At 56.1% G+C, this 18,843-nt stretch carries 14 protein-coding genes; 7 read left to right on the forward strand and 7 right to left on the reverse strand.

The window, feature by feature from the left end:
• Positions 1-568: 568 nt before the first annotated feature.
• A complete protein-coding gene (gene tal, locus EA20_RS0102475) occupies positions 569-1,519 on the forward strand; it encodes a transaldolase (RefSeq protein WP_024965320.1) in 951 nt (316 codons plus the stop codon).
• Between the two features lie 107 nt (positions 1,520-1,626).
• Positions 1,627-3,627 carry a transketolase gene (gene tkt / locus EA20_RS0102480; RefSeq protein WP_024965321.1) on the forward strand — a complete coding sequence of 667 codons (2,001 nt, stop codon included), beginning with the start codon at positions 1,627-1,629 and terminating at the stop codon, positions 3,625-3,627.
• Between the two features lie 55 nt (positions 3,628-3,682).
• Here the strand turns inward: tkt and EA20_RS0102485 are convergent, their stop codons facing one another.
• The 3 genes from EA20_RS0102485 to ansP all read right to left on the reverse strand — a co-directional run bounded on the left by EA20_RS0102485 (position 3,683) and on the right by ansP (position 7,798).
• Positions 3,683-4,774 carry a DUF1176 domain-containing protein gene (locus EA20_RS0102485; RefSeq protein WP_024965322.1) on the reverse strand — a complete coding sequence of 364 codons (1,092 nt, stop codon included), beginning with the start codon at positions 4,772-4,774 and terminating at the stop codon, positions 3,683-3,685.
• An 818-nt stretch (positions 4,775-5,592) separates the two neighbouring features.
• On the reverse strand, positions 5,593-6,174 hold the full coding sequence (nudK, locus tag EA20_RS0102490) for a GDP-mannose pyrophosphatase NudK (protein WP_024965323.1): 582 nt from the start codon (positions 6,172-6,174) through the stop codon (positions 5,593-5,595).
• A 148-nt stretch (positions 6,175-6,322) separates the two neighbouring features.
• Positions 6,323-7,798, reverse strand: coding sequence for an L-asparagine permease (ansP, locus tag EA20_RS0102495; RefSeq protein WP_024965324.1), 1,476 nt, complete (start codon positions 7,796-7,798; stop codon positions 6,323-6,325).
• A 528-nt stretch (positions 7,799-8,326) separates the two neighbouring features.
• On the opposite strand from ansP, the gene narQ reads away from it, so the two are divergent.
• Positions 8,327-10,000: a nitrate/nitrite two-component system sensor histidine kinase NarQ gene (gene narQ, locus EA20_RS0102500; RefSeq protein WP_024965325.1), complete on the forward strand. Its 1,674-nt coding sequence runs from the start codon at positions 8,327-8,329 to the stop codon at positions 9,998-10,000.
• Positions 10,001-10,247: 247 nt separating this feature from the next.
• Entirely contained in the window at positions 10,248-13,367 is a 3,120-nt protein-coding gene (gene acrD / locus EA20_RS0102505; RefSeq protein WP_024965326.1) for a multidrug efflux RND transporter permease AcrD, read from the forward strand.
• A gap of 93 nt (positions 13,368-13,460) precedes the next feature.
• Here the strand turns inward: acrD and ypfM are convergent, their stop codons facing one another.
• Together ypfM and EA20_RS0102515 are read right to left on the reverse strand one after the other, a co-directional pair.
• A complete protein-coding gene (gene ypfM / locus EA20_RS21260) occupies positions 13,461-13,523 on the reverse strand; it encodes a protein YpfM (protein WP_152540207.1) in 63 nt (20 codons plus the stop codon).
• Between the two features lie 288 nt (positions 13,524-13,811).
• Positions 13,812-14,006, reverse strand: coding sequence for a hypothetical protein (locus tag EA20_RS0102515; protein WP_024965327.1), 195 nt, complete (start codon positions 14,004-14,006; stop codon positions 13,812-13,814).
• A 137-nt stretch (positions 14,007-14,143) separates the two neighbouring features.
• On the opposite strand from EA20_RS0102515, the gene EA20_RS0102520 reads away from it, so the two are divergent.
• Genes EA20_RS0102520 through EA20_RS0102530 form a run of 3 tightly spaced genes read left to right on the forward strand, consistent with a single transcriptional unit; the run spans position 14,144 to position 15,832 of the window.
• Entirely contained in the window at positions 14,144-14,503 is a 360-nt protein-coding gene (locus tag EA20_RS0102520; RefSeq protein WP_038381473.1) for an ArsC family reductase, read from the forward strand.
• Between the two features lie 2 nt (positions 14,504-14,505).
• A complete protein-coding gene (gene dapE / locus EA20_RS0102525; RefSeq protein ID WP_024965329.1) occupies positions 14,506-15,633 on the forward strand; it encodes a succinyl-diaminopimelate desuccinylase in 1,128 nt (375 codons plus the stop codon).
• 10 nt (positions 15,634-15,643) lie between these two features.
• A complete protein-coding gene (locus tag EA20_RS0102530) occupies positions 15,644-15,832 on the forward strand; it encodes a YpfN family protein (RefSeq protein WP_024965330.1) in 189 nt (62 codons plus the stop codon).
• A gap of 10 nt (positions 15,833-15,842) precedes the next feature.
• Here the strand turns inward: EA20_RS0102530 and EA20_RS0102535 are convergent, their stop codons facing one another.
• Entirely contained in the window at positions 15,843-17,897 is a 2,055-nt protein-coding gene (locus tag EA20_RS0102535) for a tRNA(Met) cytidine acetyltransferase TmcA (RefSeq protein WP_024965331.1), read from the reverse strand.
• A gap of 8 nt (positions 17,898-17,905) precedes the next feature.
• The gene (locus EA20_RS0102540; protein ID WP_024965332.1) at positions 17,906-18,769 is read right to left on the reverse strand and encodes a neutral zinc metallopeptidase; all 864 of its coding nucleotides are present in this window, start codon (positions 18,767-18,769) and stop codon (positions 17,906-17,908) included.
• Between the last annotated feature and the right edge of the window lie 74 nt (positions 18,770-18,843).

Consider the following 18,843-nt stretch of genomic DNA (forward strand, 5'->3'; position numbering starts at 1 on the left):
CAGAATAAAGCAGGTCAGTATAGGAGCCTGCCGTGCGACAAAAACTTGAAGCGGTCCAAAGAATTGAGAGTTAACGCGCTGCTGCGCAGTAATTCACTGATGATAAAAATGACGCGGTTAAGGCATTTGCAAAGCCACTTTCCACATGCCTTAACAAAATAAAGGCGCTAAACGGCAAAGATCAAAAGAGGAAAAGAGGTAAAAGTGGTGTGAGTTATCTTGCTTTAGGGGGTTCCATCCCGTAATGCTCAAGAACTGCTACACTTTCAGGTGCCGCAAATTTTGCGTTGCGCGATCCACTCATTGGGCGAACCCATTGCAACAATCAGAGAAAACGCATTCCCATTACAGGACGTCTGATGCAATGTTTGGCCTGAGAACAGACTACCGTGTCGGCCAGCTTTGACGTCACTTCTGAACCTTTCCCGGCAGATGTCGGGCGGTTGTTGTTGCCGGCTTTCAGCCCCAGCGCACCGGGCGAGAGTTACGCCATTCATGACAGCCTCAGGGCCAGAGTGACCGCCACGGTTATATTTGCTTTGCAGATTGCATATCAAGGAGCCATGAGATGAACCAGCTAGAAGCACTGAAACAATACACCACCGTGGTGGCTGACAGTGGCGATATCGAATCCATTCGTAACTACAACCCCGAAGACGCCACCACCAACCCGTCTCTGATCCTGAAAGCCTCCGGCCTCGATTCCTACAAGCACCTGATCACCGACGCCATCGACTACGCGAAAAAGCAGGGTGGCAGCAAAGAAACGCAGATTATTAACGCCAGCGACAAAGTTGCCGTCAATCTGGGCATGGAAATTCTGAAAAGCATTCCGGGCCGCGTCTCTACCGAAGTGGATGCCCGCCTCTCCTTTGACCGCGGCATGTGCGTCACCAAAGCTGAAAAGCTGGTGAGAATGTATGAAGATAACGGCATTGACCGTTCGCGTATCCTGATCAAGCTCGCTTCCACCTGGGAAGGCATCCGCGCAGCGGAAGAGCTGGAGAAAAACGGTATCAACTGTAACCTGACGCTGCTCTTTTCCTTCGCCCAGGCCCGCGCCTGTGCCGAAGCGGGCGTCTTCCTCATCTCTCCGTTCGTGGGACGCATCTACGACTGGTATAACACCCGTAAGCCGCTTGACCCTTACAACGTGGATGAAGATCCAGGTGTGGTTTCCGTGCGTAACATCTATGAGTACTACAAGCAGCATCGCTATAACACGGTAATTATGGGCGCCAGCTTCCGTAAAACGGAACAGATCATCGCGCTGGCTGGCTGTGACCGTCTGACTATTTCGCCTGACCTGTTAAAACAGCTGCAGGCCAGCGACGCGCCGGTAGAACGTAAACTTACGCCGTCCACGCAGGGCTTCCACCAGCCAGCCCCTATGTCTGAACCTGAGTTCCGCTGGGAACATAATCAGGATCCAATGGCGGTAGAGAAACTGGCCGAAGGTATCCGTCAGTTCGCCGTTGACCAGCAGAACCTGGAAAACGTGCTGGCCGCCCGACTGTAGCCCATTCCTGAACGGGCGGAGCCAATCCGCTTTTGCGTGTTAAACCAAAAGCGGCTCATGGCGTGATTAACCGCCCGTTTTATCCCACCAAACTCAGGGAGAAATAGATGTCTTCACGTAGAGAACTGGCTAACGCCATCCGTGCGCTCAGCATGGACGCCGTCCAGAAAGCAAATTCCGGCCACCCGGGCGCCCCGATGGGCATGGCCGATATCGCTGAAGTGCTGTGGCGCGATTTTATGCATCACAACCCGACCAACCCCGCCTGGGCCGATCGCGACCGCTTTATTCTTTCCAACGGTCATGGATCGATGCTGCTGTACAGCCTTCTGCACCTCACCGGCTACGATCTGCCGATCGAAGAGCTGAAAAACTTCCGTCAGCTACACTCTAAAACGCCAGGCCATCCGGAAATCGGCTATACCCCCGGCGTGGAAACCACCACCGGTCCGCTGGGCCAGGGTCTGGCTAATGCCGTCGGCCTGGCAATTGCGGAACGTACGCTGGCGGCGCAGTTCAACCGCCCCGACCATGACATCATCGATCACCATACCTACGTCTTTATGGGTGATGGCTGCCTGATGGAAGGGATTTCGCATGAAGTCTGTTCGCTGGCCGGTACGCTGGGCCTCGGTAAGCTGATCGGCTTCTACGATCACAACGGTATCTCGATCGATGGCGAAGTCGAAGGCTGGTTCAGCGACGATACCGCGAAGCGTTTTGAAGCCTATAACTGGCACGTGATCAGCGAAGTAGACGGCCATGACGCCGATGCGATCGCGAACGCGATTAAAGAAGCGCAGAGCGTGACGGATAAACCTTCCCTGATCATCTGCCGTACCACCATTGGTTTCGGTTCGCCGAATAAAGCGGGTAAAGAAGAAGCACACGGTGCGCCGCTGGGTGAAGAAGAGATCGCGCTGACCCGCAAGCAGCTGGGCTGGAATTACCCGCCATTCGAAATTCCACAGGACATTTATGACCAGTGGGATGCGAAAGAAGCGGGCCAGAAGTACGAACAGGCCTGGAACGAGAAGTTTGCGGCGTATAAAACGGCTCACCCGGAGCTGGCAAACGAATACGCCCGCCGTATGAATGGCGGTATGCCGGAAAACTGGGAGCAGGAAACGCAGAAATTCATTGAAGAGCTGCAGGCTAATCCGCAGAAAATTGCCAGCCGTAAATCTTCCCAGAATACGCTGGAGGCCTGGGGTAAACTCCTGCCTGAACTGCTGGGCGGTTCCGCCGACCTCGCGCCAAGCAACCTGACCATCTGGTCTGGCTCCAAACCGCTTAACGAAGATCAAGCCGGTAACTATATCCATTACGGCGTGCGCGAGTTCGGGATGACGGCCATTGCCAACGGCATCGCCCACCACGGCGGGTTTGTGCCTTATACGGCCACCTTCCTGATGTTTGTGGAATATGCGCGTAACGCCGTGCGTATGGCCGCGCTGATGAAAGCGCGTCAGATTATGGTCTACACCCATGACTCCATCGGTCTGGGCGAAGATGGTCCTACGCACCAGCCGGTCGAGCAGATTGCCAGCCTGCGCGTGACGCCAAATATGAGCGTCTGGCGTCCTTGCGATCAGGTGGAGACGGCTGTGGCCTGGAAACATGCCATTGAGCGTCATCACGGTCCAACGGCCCTGATCCTCTCCCGTCAGAATCTGGCGCAGCCTGAGCGCACCAAAGCGCAGCTGGAAAACATTTCCCGCGGTGCTTACGTGCTGAAAGATTGTGAGGGCACGCCTGAAGTGATCCTGATTGCAACCGGTTCAGAAGTGGAAATCACTCTGGGTGCGGCGGATAAACTTTCAGCCAACGGCCATAAAGTTCGCGTTGTTTCCATGCCGTCAACCGATCTGTTTGATAAGCAGGATGTGGGCTACCGCGAGTCGGTCCTGCCCTCCACCGTCACCGCCCGTGTGGCAGTGGAAGCCGGGATTGCCGACTACTGGTATAAGTATGTCGGTCTGAACGGTGCCATCGTCGGGATGACCACCTTCGGTGAATCCGCGCCGGCAGGAAAACTGTTTAATGAGTTCGGCTTTACGGTCGAGAACATTGCCAGCCACGCTGAGAAGCTGCTTAAGCCTCACTGATTGCAGTAAAGCCCGGTCATCTCCGGGCAAAAAAAACGCCCTCAGGGGCGTTTTTTTATGGCGCGATTTCCACACTTGCCGTGGGTGCCACAGGCGCTTTTTTGCTGGTCCAGAGCATGGGCCAGTCATCGCTGCCGTGCCACGCATCGCAGGTGCTTTCCTCCACATATTCTGCCAGCACGAATTCCCGTCCGGTATATTGCCAGCGCGTCGCCAGGCCACAATCTCCAATCCCTCTGCCTTTGCTGTAGGTCAGCAGCTGGCTCTGGCTGACATCATACTCCGCGTTCACCAGTTCAAGCAGTTTTTCCGTCCGGCCGGGCGGCACAAAGGGGAGCGTTAGCGTAATGCCTTTCGCAACGTAAGGCAGGGTGCGGGTTACTTCAAACGCCAGATCGATAACGTTATACGCGCCCATTTCACAACTGACCAGCAGCAGCGCCTTCTCATCCGTCAGAGGGGCGACGCTGACGACCCGACGCTGGGGATCCAGCGAACATTCATCGGTATTGATGCGCCAGGTGCCATAATCGATCAGGCCCGTGGTTTCATCGCGCGTCAGCGCCAGCGGCGGACGGCGCGGCGAAGTGATAAGCGGAACAGCAGGTTCCGGCGGCACATCATAGGCGCCGCGTTCACCGCGTTTCACCCAGGCACTGATGCTGTTAACCCTTCCCTGAACATCATCCATCAGCAGCAACGCAGCTTTCATTCCCTCAAGGGAGATGACCGCGGCTGGCCGGTAAAGGAGCTGAATATTATCGGCTTCCATCACCTGCATCAGAAACTCATCAATGGAGATGGCATGGCTGGTGGTCAGATGATGCGGTTTGACCTCCCAGTGTTTGAGATCCAGCTTAAGCCGCTGCCCGTCCAGCAGCAGGTTGTCTTTCAGAGGTGCGCCTTTCAGCTCGCCGGTATAGCGATTGCCGTAGTCGATACGCAGTTGGGAACGATCGTCGATGCCCGCATGGCGGCTGATGGTCATCACCAGGCTATTATCGCCGGGAAAATTACGCGCGACGCAGTAGTTCTGATTGTTACAGGTAACCTGCCAGTCAGAAAACGTTTTCTGTAAGGGTTCAGCGTACAAACACGCGGAGAATAACAACAGAAAAAGAGGGGCCAATTTATTCCAGTAAGACATTGCTAACCTGATTCCCCGAATGGCATAGAGTAATAATAATAACGCAATGGTCTCGCATAAGGAGGAATTTATCAATAAAGACCACATGGACAGGGCATGGCTGAGGTAAAAAAGCCTGGCGATGGCGAGTGAGGGCCGGCCTTCTGTGAGCCATCTTCTTGCCTCTCTCAGGTTGACTCAATAAGATTAATCGGACATACCTACGGCAAAATTTATTTAATGCATGCCGGTTGCCCCTTATCTTCCCCTTGGTGTTAATACAACCGGATAAGCGAAAATCGACCATAAAATAGCGTTACACCGGCGATAGTGTGACAGCGATCACTATTATTATGAAACATATCATTGATAGACGTCATAGACTGCATTACTTCTCCCAGAGAGTGAAAATGGCGCTATTTTCTCATTAAATTAGCGCATTTTTGCAGCCAGAATGCCATTAAAACCATACTACTTATGAGGTTGAACGCCGGTAAGATAAAATCATTGCTGAACAGAGATTATTAATATTCATTTATTGATCTTATTATCAACACGCATGGCGACACTATTTTATTAACATGCAGCATTATCATTCCCAAATGAGCGCGCCTATTCTTTCTGGCTAAAAGTTGCGTGCTATCGCCATTAAGCAGTGCAGCGCTATTAGTCATTTTATTTCAGGTATTAAAGAATAAATTTTGTTAATGCCATTAACGCATGCTGGCCTGACAGAGAGTATAAAATAACGGTGTGTCTGCCTGCACCGAAGCCGGTAATCAGTACCTGCGCTGGGGAAGAAGAGATCTGGCGGGAGCCAGATCCCGTAACGCGCCCTGTCAGGTCAGGCTCAGCCAGCCTTCAATTAAGGCGTGCTGCATCAGCATAACGGTTTTGCCGTCTTTGATCTGGCCCGTTTTTATCATCGCCCAGGCCTGAGGAAAGGGAATTTCCATTACGTCAATATCCTCATCCTCAACGCCGCCGCCAGCGTTAGCACGCAGCGTGTCATTATATTCGGCAGCGAAAAAGTGAATAAGCTCAGTCACGCCACCCGGTGACATATACATCTCGTAGAGCTTTTCAACGTCGCCTACCGCATATCCCGTTTCCTCTATCGCTTCCTTGCGGATACATTCTTCCGGGGAGTCATCATCAAGCAGTCCCGCGCAGGCTTCGATTAACATGCCATTTTCGTTGCCGTTAACCCAGGTGGCGATGCGGAACTGACGGGTAAGGATGATGCTGTTCTTTTCACGGTTATAGAGCAGAATCGTTGCCCCATTGCCACGATCGTACACCTCTCGCCGGTGACGGAGAGTGGTGCCATCTTTGGTGGTGAGATCGTAGGTGAAATTACGCAGAACGAACCAGTTTTCCGACAGGATTTTATTTTTAATGACTTCGATTTTGGCTGACATACAGGCTCCGTTGCGTTTTCAGGAGCCTGTCATCATAAAGTGCACGTGAGGGGAAAACTATCCGAAACTGGCGAAACATCGGCCGGTTTACTGCACTCCTGGCAAGAAAAAGGCGGCCAACGGGCCGCCTCAGCGTATGACTGTTTCTTTACTCAGAACGGGGTTCCAGCGAAGGTGCCTCGTCATGCTCCGTCTGCGCCACGGCATTGACGCGCTTACGTACGCCGAACCAGCCCAGAAACAGGAGCAAAGCGATCAGCGGAACGGACGCTATGGTATAGGTGCCGTTCGGGTAGTCAAAGGCCATCAGCACGATGACGCTGGCCAGAAACAGCAACGTCAGCCAGGAAGTAAAGGGTGCCCCTGGCAGCTTGAAGCTGACATCTTCCGCCCGGCCTTCTTTGATCGCCTTACGCAGACGCATCTGACAGATCATGATAAAGGCCCACGAAGTGATGATGCCGAGCGAAGCCATGTTAAGGACAATTTCGAAGACGCGTGAGGGAACAATATAGTTAAGCCAGACGCCGATCACGTAGACGCCGACGGTGACCAGAATGCCCATATAAGGCACCTGCTGCCCGCTCATTTTTGACATAAACTTCGGCGCCGAGCCGCCCATCGACATCGAGCGAAGAATGCGGCCCGTGCAGTAAAGCCCGGAGTTAAGGCTGGAAAGCGCGGCGCTCAGCACCACGATATTCATAATGCTGCCCGCATAAGGCACACCGAGCTTAGAGAAGAAGGTCACAAACGGACTTTCGCCAGCCTGATAGGCATTCCATGGCAGCAGCAGCACCAGCAGCACCACCGATCCCACATAGAAGAGGCCAATACGCCAGATCACGCTGTTGATCGCCTTTGGCAACATGGTTTTTGGATCCTTGCATTCGCCCGCCGCCGTTCCCACCAGCTCGATGGAGGCAAAAGCGAACACCACGCCCTGAACCAGCACCAGCGCCGGTAGCAGTCCATGCGGGAAGAAGCCGCCGTTATCGCTGATCAGATGAAAACCGGTGGTATTGCCGTCGAGCGGCTTGCCGCTGCCGAGAAAAACCACGCCCACCACCAGGAAAACGACGATGGCCAGCACTTTAATCAGCGCAAACCAGAACTCCATTTCAGCGAACCATTTTACGCCAATCATGTTCATCGTACCGACAATCGCCAGCGCGCCAAGCGCAAAGACCCATTGCGGTACGTCGCCAAACGCGCCCCAGTAGTGCATGTAGAGCGCCACCGCGGTGATGTCGACAATGCCGGTCATCGCCCAGTTGACGAAGTACATCCAGCCCGCCACGTAGGAGGCCTTCTCGCCAAGGAACTCACGGGCGTAGGAGACAAAACTGCCGCTGGAAGGACGATGCAGTACCAGTTCGCCCAGCGCGCGGAGGATAAAAAAGGAGAAGATGCCACACACTAAATAGACGATGGCCAGCGCGGGGCCTGCCATCTGCAGGCGTCCGCCCGCGCCGAGAAACAGCCCTGTTCCGATTGCGCCGCCGATAGCAATCATCTGAACGTGACGATTATCCATCGCTTTTTGATAGCCGGAATCATGAGAATTTAACCAACGTCTTCTTGCCGCGCGCTTGTCGCTCGCCGCTGTTTTATCAGCTTTCATTTTCTGTCCTGTTTATCCTGTCCAAAGTGGTACGGTCGCCCCGCCAGGGCAGCCGGAGTCAGATAGCCAACCAAACGATTGCGCTTCAGCACAAACGTCCGGGCAACACTCCCCTTTCTGTCATTATATTCTTGTGAAAAGGGAAAAATCGCGGCGATGCATCCTACCCGTTTCCCCTTTCTGACGCAAAAACTGTTACGCGAAACAGGCAAGGTTTTGCTTACAAAAAGAGAATGCGCGGGCAGGTTATGAGCGTCCGGGGAGTAACGGTTTCAGGCTAAACAGGAAAATGATGCAGACGTTCACCACAAGCCGCATTTTGGGGCCGTTTGCCGGCCTGAGGAAACGTTATCTCCCCTGCCCGTTCCAGCGTGTCGTGCGATACCGCCAGGCACCGCCACCGAAACCGTCAGGGACTAAGCCCCTGACTTGCCGTATTCATCCGCCGACAAAAGGTGATCCTGGTCTGGGTCAGTATTTTATGCGCGCTTTAGCGCTATACTCGGCAGCCTGTTGCCTGAGGGATAAATGATGATGAAGCGCTCTGTGACCAGCAGTCTGGCCCGCGCCCTGTTTGCAATTGCACTGCTTTCCGTTCTCTCTACCGGCCTGGCGATGCTGACGCTTTCGGCCAGCCTGCGCGATGCTGAAGCGGTCAATATCGCCGGCTCGCTGCGCATGCAGAGCTATCGTCTGGCCTGGGATGCCAGCACCGGTTCAGCCGAGCTGACGAAGAATATCCAGATCTACCACCAGTCGCTTGATGCGCCTGCGCTGCGCGCGCTCGATCGCCGCTACGTCCCCTCCAGCGTCCGCGAACGCTACCATGAGCTGCTGAGTTCCTGGCAAAAGCTTCGCCCCGATCTGGCGGCGGGCAATACCCTTTATTACCGGCAACATGTTTCTCAATACGTGGCGCAGATCGATCGCTTTGTGCTGGCACTCCAGCACTGGGCTGAACTGAAAATGCTGCTGGTTGCCGGTACGAGCGTGCTGGGGTTTATCGCCATCGCCGCGCTGGTCTTCTGGACGCTACGCTCGGTCAGACGGCAGGTGGTGCTCCCGCTCAATAAACTGGTGAGGGCCAGTCACGAAATCGAACAGGCCAATTTCCACCCCGGACCGCTGGATGTCGGGCTGGAAAACGAACTGGGGGTGCTGGCCCGCGCCTTTACCCGAATGTCATCCGAGCTGGAAAGGCATTACCACCACCTTGAAGATGCCGTTAAAGAGAAAACGCAGGATCTCCGGCAGGCTAACCGGCGGCTGGCGTTGCTCTACCGCTGTTCTGAAATGCTCAGCAGTCATATCAACAGTGCGCAAGCCTATCCTCAGGTGCTTGAGCGCATGCTTCAGCACGAAGCGCTGCACGCTATCTCCCTGACTGCGCCTCCGCAATGGGAAGTGACGGTTGGTGAGCCGGATGACCAGCTTCCCTGGCAGCGCCTTCAGCTTGATCCTGCGGCAGGCGCTCAGGCTGGCGAGCTACGCTGGCAGGCAACGCGCAGTGAACCTCAGCTTATGCAGGGGTTCGCCACTTTGCTGGCACGCTCGCTTCAGCTTGAGCGCGCCCAGCATAAGGTGCAGCATCTGCTGTTAATGGAGGAGCGCGCCACCATCGCCCGCGAACTGCACGACTCTCTGGCGCAGTCGCTGGCCTACCTGCGTATCCAGCTGGCCCGACTGAAACGGGTGGTGAGTGAAGATGCGGCGCCCGCCCGCGCCATCGTCAGTGAAATCGATCGGGCGCTCAGTGAGGCAAATCGTCAGCTCAGAGAGTTACTGACAACCTTCCGTCTCTCTATCGAACCGGCAGATTTACCCACCGCGCTGGAGCAGGTGATCGCCCCGCTCCGTCAGCAGACTCGCGCCGCTATCCTGCTGCAAGGTCAGCCAGCCGGACAGCATCTGGAGGCGCAAAAACAGGTACACGTCCTGCAAATCGTGCGCGAAGCGCTGCTTAACGCCATACGGCATGCCGAAGCAACCCAAATTGTCGTTCATTGTGGCCTCAATGCGCAGGGAGAAAACTGCATTGAGATAAGCGACGATGGCAAAGGGCTCGCCGATCCTGAAAGCCCGCCTGGCCACTACGGCCTGATGATTATGCATGAACGTGCAGCCAGCCTTAACGGACGACTTGTGGTCAGCGCGCCGGAAACGGGCGGGACAAGGGTGTCGCTTTTCTTTCCCGGCAACTGAAAGCGCTGCGCCGTCGCCGGGAAATAGGGAAAACAGTGATTAACCCTGCGGGTTAATCTTGCAGGATAATTTACATTTTCTCCTTATTTCCTCCACGATTCTTCACAGTGCAGCGGGTAGAGTGGAGAGCTGACAACACGGCGTCAATAAACGACTAAAAATGAGAGTGAACCGAGTATTTCTGGCGCGCCGGGCAGCGGCAAGCGTTGATTTCTTTCAGAGTGACTGAGCCGGGAGCATAGCGTCAATGGCAAACTTCTTTATCGATCGTCCTGTTTTTGCCTGGGTGATCGCGATTTTACTTTGTCTGACCGGCATGCTGGCTATTTTTTCCCTTCCCGTCGAACAATATCCCGATCTCGCACCGCCTAACGTGCGTATCAGCGCGAATTATCCCGGCGCCTCTGCCGAAACGCTGGAAAACACGGTCACCCAGATCATTGAACAGAATATGACCGGGATCGACAACCTGATGTATATGTCCTCCCAGAGCAGCAACACCGGGCGGGCAACCATCACGCTGACCTTTGTGGCGGGCACCGATCCGGATGAGGCGCGTCAGCAGGTGCAAAATCAGCTGCAAACCGCGCTGCGTAAGCTGCCTCAGGATGTCCAGTCACAGGGCGTGACCGTCACCAAAACCGGGGATACCAATATCCTGATGGTGGCCTTCGTGTCGACAGACGGTAGTATGGATAAACAGGATATTGCCGATTACGTCGCCAGTCACGTTCAGGACCCGTTAAGCCGGATTGATGGCGTGGGCCAGGTTGATGCTTACGGTTCTCAGTACGCCATGCGTATCTGGCTCGATCCCAACAAGATGATTAACTATGCGCTGACCACGTCCGATATCGTGGCCGCCATCCGTTCCCAGAACAGCCAGGTGGCGGTGGGTCAGCTTGGTGGGCTGCCGGCCCTCGATCGACAGGCACTCAACGCCACGATTAACTCCCAGTCTTTACTGACTACGCCAGAAGCCTTCAGCAATATCACGCTCAGAGTGAATCAGGACGGTTCAGAAGTGACGCTTGGACAGGTGGCGCGCGTCGAGCTTGGCGCGGAGCAATATGATTACCTCAGCCAGTATAACGGTCAGCCTGCCTCCGGGTTGGGCGTCAAACTGGCATCCGGCGCCAATGAACTGCGGACCGACGAACTGGTGCGGGCGCGAATTAAGGAGTTAGCCGCCTATTTTCCGCCTGGGCTGAAAGCGGAGATTGCATACGAGACCACGCCTTTCGTTAAAGCCTCGATTGAGGACGTCGTCAAGACGCTGATCGAAGCGGTGGTTCTGGTGTTTGTGGTGATGTATCTGTTCCTGCAAAACTTCCGCGCCACGCTGATCCCGACCATTGCCGTTCCGGTGGTGCTGCTTGGCACTTTTACGGTCCTCTCGCTCTGCGGCTTCAGCATTAATACCCTGACGATGTTCGCCATGGTGCTGGCAATCGGTTTGCTGGTGGATGATGCCATCGTCGTGGTGGAGAACGTCGAACGCATCATGAGCGAGGAAGGGCTCTCGCCGAGGGAAGCGACGCGCAAGTCGATGGGGCAGATTCAGGGCGCGCTGGTAGGGATCGCGCTGGTGCTCTCTGCCGTCTTTATCCCCATGGCGTTCTTCGGCGGCACAACGGGCGCCATCTACCGGCAGTTCTCCATTACGATTGTCTCGGCAATGGTGCTGTCAGTGCTGGTTGCCGTTATCCTCACGCCGGCCCTTTGCGCCACGCTGCTTAAACCGCTGGCGAAGGGCCAGCATCACGGCAGACGAGGGTTCTTTGGCTGGTTTAACCGCATGTTTAACCGTAACGCTGAGCGCTATGAGCGCGGCGTAGGGCGAATCCTGGCGAAGGCGGGACGCTGGCTGCTGCTCTACGTGGCGATCATTGGCGGCATGGCGCTGCTGTTTTTACATCTGCCGACCTCCTTTCTGCCGCTGGAAGATCGCGGCGTCTTCACCACCCAGATCCAGCTGCCACCCGGTTCCACCCTGCAGCAGACAGCGAAAGTGGTCAACGAAGTGGAGCGCTATTATCTGACGCAGGAGAAAGCGAACGTGCTTTCCGTTTTTTCCACTATCGGCGCCGGTCCTGGCGGTAACGGACAGAACGTCGCCAGGATGTTTATCCGCCTTCAGCCCTGGCAGGCGCGTAAGGAAGCGGAGAACAGCGCTTTCGCCATTATTGAACGCGCAACGAAAGCGTTCAGCCGCATTATAGAAGCGCGCGTTATTGCCAGCAGCCCGCCCGCCATCTCGGGAATGGGTAACTCATCAGGGTTTAATTTTCAGCTGGAGGACCATGCCGGACTGGGCCACGATGCGCTGATGGGAGCAAGGGACCAGCTGCTGACCGCTGTGGCGCAGGAACCGTCGCTGACGCGGGTTCGCCATAACGGCCTGGATGATACGCCGCAGCTGCGGATTAACGTCGATCAGCGTAAAGCGCAGGCGCTGGGCGTGTCGATTGACGATATCAATAACACGCTGCAAACCGGCTGGGGTTCGACTTACGTTAATGACTTTCTCGATCAGGGACGCGTAAAAAAGGTTTATGTGCAGGCGGCCGCGAAGTATCGCATGCTGCCCGATGACATCAGTAAGTGGTATGTGCGCAATAACAGCGGCGGCATGGTGCCCTTTACCGCTTTTGCTACCACCTCGTGGGAGACTGGCTCTCCCCGTCTGGAACGCTACAACGGCTACTCATCCGTCGAGATCGTTGGCGAGTCCGCTGCGGGCGTCAGTACCGGCACGGCTATGGCGATAATGGAAAATCTGGTCAGTAAACTGCCAACCGGATTTGGCCTGCAATGGACCGGCGCATCCTATCAGGAGCGGATGTCGGGCGATCAGGCGCCGGCGCTCTATGCAATTTCGCTGCTGGTGGTTTTCCTCTGTCTGGCCGCGCTGTATGAAAGCTGGCCGATCCCTTTCTCGGTGATGCTGGTGGTGCCGCTGGGCGTCATTGGGGCGCTGACTGCAACCTGGCTGCGTGGCCTTGAAAACGATGTCTATTTCCAGGTAGGGCTGCTGACGGTTATCGGATTAGCGGCCAAAAACGCCATTCTGATTGTTGAATTTGCCAACGATCTCAACCGTCAGGGCCGCGATCTGGGTGAAGCGACGCTGGAGGCGTCCCGCCAGCGCTTACGACCAATCCTGATGACGTCGCTGGCTTTTATTTTCGGCGTATTGCCTATGGCAACCAGCAGCGGCGCGGGTTCGGGCAGCCAGCACGCCGTCGGCACCGGCGTGATGGGTGGGATGATTTCCGCCACGATACTGGCCATTTTCTTCGTCCCGCTCTTTTTTGTGCTGGTGCGCCAGCGCTTCCCGTTAGAGGTGAAGCCGATCACAAAATAAAAAAAGGCAGCCGGATGGCTGCCTTCACTAATTTGGTCTGCGGTAGGTCAAGCTTGTTGATTGTGTCGTCGAGCTTTTCTTTTTTTGAATGTGTTACTTACGGGCTAACATCGCTTCAATAAAGTCCTTCCAGTTCCCCAGTTCTGTATCAATCATGGTACACCTCGCTTTGCTGTGTCGCTATTATAGGATTAATCCTAATGCAAAGTGAATATCTTTCGCTCATCTCAGACGTATCAAATGACCCGCAAAATGTGGATCTGTGTGGCAGGCCACAATTTCAGGCTGGTTCAGCGTCTGATAAGCGAGCAGAAAAGGGATACAGAAGTGCGTTTACAGGGCGCACAGCGCAGAGCCTGGCTTTTTGCTGATGGGGAGTTAGTGCGTGGCTTTAGATGAAAAGGAAGGGAGTCTCAGGGGGTGTCTGTCCCCCTGATATGCGCGCTATTTCAGGACGATCACTTTATCGTAGCCGCCACTTTCACTGTCAATATGCGTTTTGGCGTCGGGATGGTCTCTCAGTACCGCCTCGACGATACGGTTAAACGCATCACAGCGGCTCTCTTTTTTTCTGGCAATCACAATGGTCGACTGTGTCTCATCTACCGTGTGTGCGGCAGATGGTTGCATATAGTTCACGGGGTTCTCCTTATATCGTTTTCTCTGGGTGATATCCTCGCCTTCCCTGCTGCCTCACAGGCGCATCCGTTGTAGACTAACCGCCTGAACAGTATCGAATATAGTTGAAACCCATAAAAAACAGAAGGGAACCCGTTATGCTGACGATGTACGGCATCAAAAACTGCGACACCATCAGGAAGGCGCGCAACTATCTGGAAGCTAACGATGTTGCTTATCAGTTTCATGATTACCGTGCCGACGGGCTGGATGCGGCGCTGCTGCAGAAATTTATCGACAACCTCGGCTGGGAGCCGCTTCTTAACACCCGGGGTACGACATGGCGCAAGCTGAGCGAAGAGACACGGAGCGCGGTAAAGGATGCGGCAAGTGCGGCGGAACTGATGCTCGCGCAGCCCGCCATCATCAAACGCCCATTGCTCTGCCGCGCCGACGGCTCTATGCTGCTGGGTTTTAATGAAGCCAGTTACGCGTCCTTTATTATGGAGAAGTCCTGATTATGTTCTGTCCGGTCATTGAGCTGACGCAGCAGCTTATTCGTCGCCCTTCCCTCAGCCCGGATGATGCCGGTTGTCAGGCCATTTTGATCGAGCGGCTCCGGGCGCTCGGCTTCACCATTGAACCTATGCATATTGGCGACACCCAGAACTTCTGGGCCTGGCGCGGCCAGGGTGAAACGCTGGCCTTTGCCGGCCACACGGATGTTGTGCCGACCGGCGACGCCAGCCGCTGGATCAATCCCCCTTTTGAACCCACCATCCGCGACGGGATGCTCTATGGCCGGGGCGCGGCGGACATGAAAGGGTCGCTGGCGGCGATGCTCGTGGCGGCTGAGCGCTTTGTGGCGGCGCATCCCGATCACCGTGGCCGGCTGGCGTTTCTGATCACCTCTGATGAAGAGGCCAGCGCAACCAACGGTACGGTGAAAGTGGTTGATGCGCTGATGGCACGCAATGAGCGGCTGGATTACTGCCTGGTCGGCGAACCCTCGAGCACGGAGAATGTGGGCGATGTGGTAAAAAATGGCCGTCGTGGCTCAATGACAGCCAACCTGACGCTGCATGGCGTTCAGGGCCATGTGGCCTATCCGCATCTGGCGGATAACCCTGTGCATCGCGCCATGCCCGCGCTGAATGAGCTGGTGGAAACCGAATGGGATCGGGGAAACGCCTTTTTCCCGCCGACCAGTATGCAGATCGCCAACGTACAGGCGGGAACGGGCAGCAATAACGTTATTCCCGGTGATTTTTTCGTGCAGTTTAACTTCCGCTTCAGCACCGAGCTGACGGATGAGATGATTAAGCAGCGCGTGCAGGCCCTGCTTGAACGCCATCAGCTACGTTACACTCTGGAATGGCAGGTCTCCGGCCAGCCTTTCCTGACCTCAACGGGTAAGCTGGTGGATGCGGTGGTGAATGCGGTTCAGCACTATAATGAAATCAAGCCGCAGCTGCAGACAACCGGCGGCACTTCAGACGGGCGCTTCATCGCACGCATGGGGGCGCAGGTCGTGGAGCTGGGGCCGGTTAACGCCACCATTCATAAAATCAATGAGTGCGTTAAGGCGGCTGACTTACAGCTGCTCAGCCGCATGTACCAGCGTATTATGGAACAGCTGATCGCTTAAGGGTGAACGTATGGAATGGTTCAAAGAGTACTGGTGGATACTGATTATCGTCGTCATGGTTGGCGTGCTGATAAACGTTTATAAAGATCTGAAACGCATCGACCATAAAAAGTTCCTGGAGAACAAACCGGAACTGCCGCCACACCGTGATTTCAACGATAAATGGGATGATGAGGACGACTGGCCGAAAAAGAAATAGCGTTGCAGCCTCAGCGACTGCCCGCTGAGGCTAAAGCGGTAACAGACTCCCGCCACGCTTCACTGCGTGGCACATCCAGCGCTGCCAGTGCCCGCTGCGCCTCCAGTCGCCATCCTGCTAACAATGCCTTACGACCCGAGAGCGCAAAACGCTGACAGATCGCCGTGGGCGGGAGCTGCTCCGATAGCGCCGCCTGCAGCAGGGGTATTTCCCCATCACCTTGCATCATCAGACGTCCCAGCGCGCCGATGCTCGCCTCAAATGGCCGGTGCGCCCAGGCGAAGCCTGCCAGCTCACGCCAGTCATCTTCATCCAGCGCCTTATCAGGATCATCGTGCATCACGCCAACTTGCTGCGGCAGCAGATCCATTACCGACCGCACCTCTTCATCACCAATCAGCATACGCAACCAGGGCCAGTCGCGGGCCAGCCGTCGTGATGCCCGGTCAGCCAGCGCTTCTCCCGGTACACTGAGGGGAAGTATCGCCATCGCGGCGTGACAACCGCTGCTTGCTTCCGTTTTACTGCCAAGCCGCACCAGCTGAAAACCGCACGCTCGCCAGAACTGCCAGAGCGCTGCCGTAAAACCAAAGCTCACCGAAAGAAAATCCAGCCCGGCAGCGGCCTGCTGGCTTTGCCGCACCAGTTCACGGCCAGTGCCCCGCCGGCGTAACCCGGGCGCTACCGCGATGCGGCTAATCCGGCGGGAAAGCAGACGCGGCGCCTCCGGAAAACCGCCGTGGGCGGCAAGCGACTGCGCCAGCAGATTGCCACGAGGTCGCCGCACGCCGGCCCACACCGCGTCAGAAACCGCGTCACTCAGGCCGCCTTCCTCCACCAGCCACATCGCTCCCACCACGTTTTCATCCTGCAGCGCGGCGCTGAAATGCATGCCGGGCGCATCCATCATGCGCCGCAGATCCAGCGGCGAGGTGCGGTAATGCGCGCTGGTCAGGAGTTGATAAATCGCCTCAAGTCGCGCAGGCTGCGTTTGCCACGCCTGCTGGCCGGGCGTGTCATAGCGGACCGGCGCCTCCGAAATCCCGGGCTCAGCATCCTCAAACAGGAGCGCGGTACCGACAAAACGCTCCAGCGGATCCCCGGCTGACCAGCGCAGCGGCCGGTCAAGCCTGAGCGGGATAGCGCCAGGCAGGCTGGCAATAAATTTAAGCAGAAAGCCGCGCCCGGTGCCTTCATAGCCCTGAAGCGTGGTGGTCAGCAGGACACGGGGGAAAAGCGCCACCATCTTATGCAGCAGCGGAGCCGGTATGGCCGCGGCTTCATCAATCAGCAGCCAGTCGATATGCTGCGGACGTTGCTCAGGTGACAAACTTAACAGGCGGTCTGGCGCGATAAACATAAACTTATCGCCAGCAAAGCACGCCAGGACTTCCGTGGAGACTTTCGCGGGCGCGGTAATCAGCACCTCTCCCGGCCAGCGGGACGCCAGCAATCCGGCGAGCGCTGATTTACCTCGCCCTCTTGGCGCGATGAGAACATAAATTCCGGGCTCGCTTTCCAGCAGCTGATCCAGCAGTGCCTGCTGTTGGGTGGTATCGTCAGGTTGCCAGTCAGCGTTACCGGCGATGGCAGGCAGGCTGAATGGCTGCTGCTGTTGCAGCAGCGCGACATCATCATCCTGCAGGATCAGCTGCTGCAACCGGCGGGTAAAATGCGGCGTGGCTATTGCGACTGGCTGCCCGCTCCAGCGCAGAGAGTCGGTATCGGGCTGCATCGCCCACGTCTCCCAGCGGGGAACCAGTAGCAGCAGCCAGCTGCCGGCCTTAAGCGTTCCGGTAAGCGCGGCCAGCGCCTCGGCGTGAAAACCGTCACGGGCGTCAAATACCGCGTGAAGAAATTCGCGCCCCAGCAGCGTGGCGGCTGCCTGGGGCGCGCAATTCAGCGGACTTTGCGGCGCGTCACCCAGCCAGAGCCAGTCGCCTGGCAACCATGACATAAACTGCCGCGCCTGCGTCAGGCACCACTCTGCGTCGCCGCTCACCACCACCAGACGCCGCATACCCTGCTGTTTCAGGGCTTCAGTCTGTTCCAGCAGCCTGGTGATGTCCGTCATCAGCGGCCTGCGAACGTGTCACACTGGCCGGGATTGCCGCTGTCATATCCCTTTTTAAACCAGCTATAACGCTGCTCAGAGGTGCCATGGGTAAAGCTGTCCGGCACCACATGTCCCTGACTTTTTTGCTGCAGCCGATCGTCACCGATAGCCTGTGCAGCGTTCAGGGCTTCCTGCAGGTCGCCCACTTCCAGCACCTTTTCCTGCTCCATATAGTGTCCCCATACGCCCGCGAAGCAGTCCGCCTGCAGTTCCATTTTCACCGAAAGCTGGTTAGCCTGGGTCTGGCTTCCCTGCTGCTGCATCTGGCGAACTTTCGGTTCGATCCCGAGCAGGCGCTGCACGTGGTGTCCTACTTCATGCGCAATAACGTATCCCTGGGCAAAGTCGCCTCCTGCACCCAGGTTGGTTTTCATCTCGTCATAAAAAGAGAGATCGATATAGACCGTGCTGTCAGCCGGGCAGTAGAAGGGACCCATCACCGACTGGCCGGTGCCACAGCCTGTGCGGGTCGCACCGCGATACATCACCAGCTTCGGCGGCTCATAGGTTTTTCCCATCTGCTGGAAAATTTTCTGCCAGGTATCTTCCGTGGTAGCCAGAATCACCGACGTGAACTGGGCCGCTTCATCCTCTTTGGGATCGATGCCCTGACGCGGCTGCGACTGCGTGACAGAACGCGTATCACCGGTCAGCAACGGCGATAAGTCATAGCCGTAGTAGCCAGCAATCATGACGATAATCAGCAGGATTATCCCCCCTTTTCCGCGCGGTATCCGCATACGACCACCGCCCATAGTTGGGCCGGATTGATTACGGCGATCGTCCACGTTATCGCTCTCACGGCGCCCTTGCCAACGCATAAATTACTCCTTGTTATTATCACCTGCTGATTAATGCATTGATTCTAGTCGTGCGGCGGGGCGAACACCAGCCT

It is taken from the genome of Pantoea sp. IMH, from assembly GCF_000599885.1.
Lineage (GTDB): Bacteria > Pseudomonadota > Gammaproteobacteria > Enterobacterales > Enterobacteriaceae > Erwinia.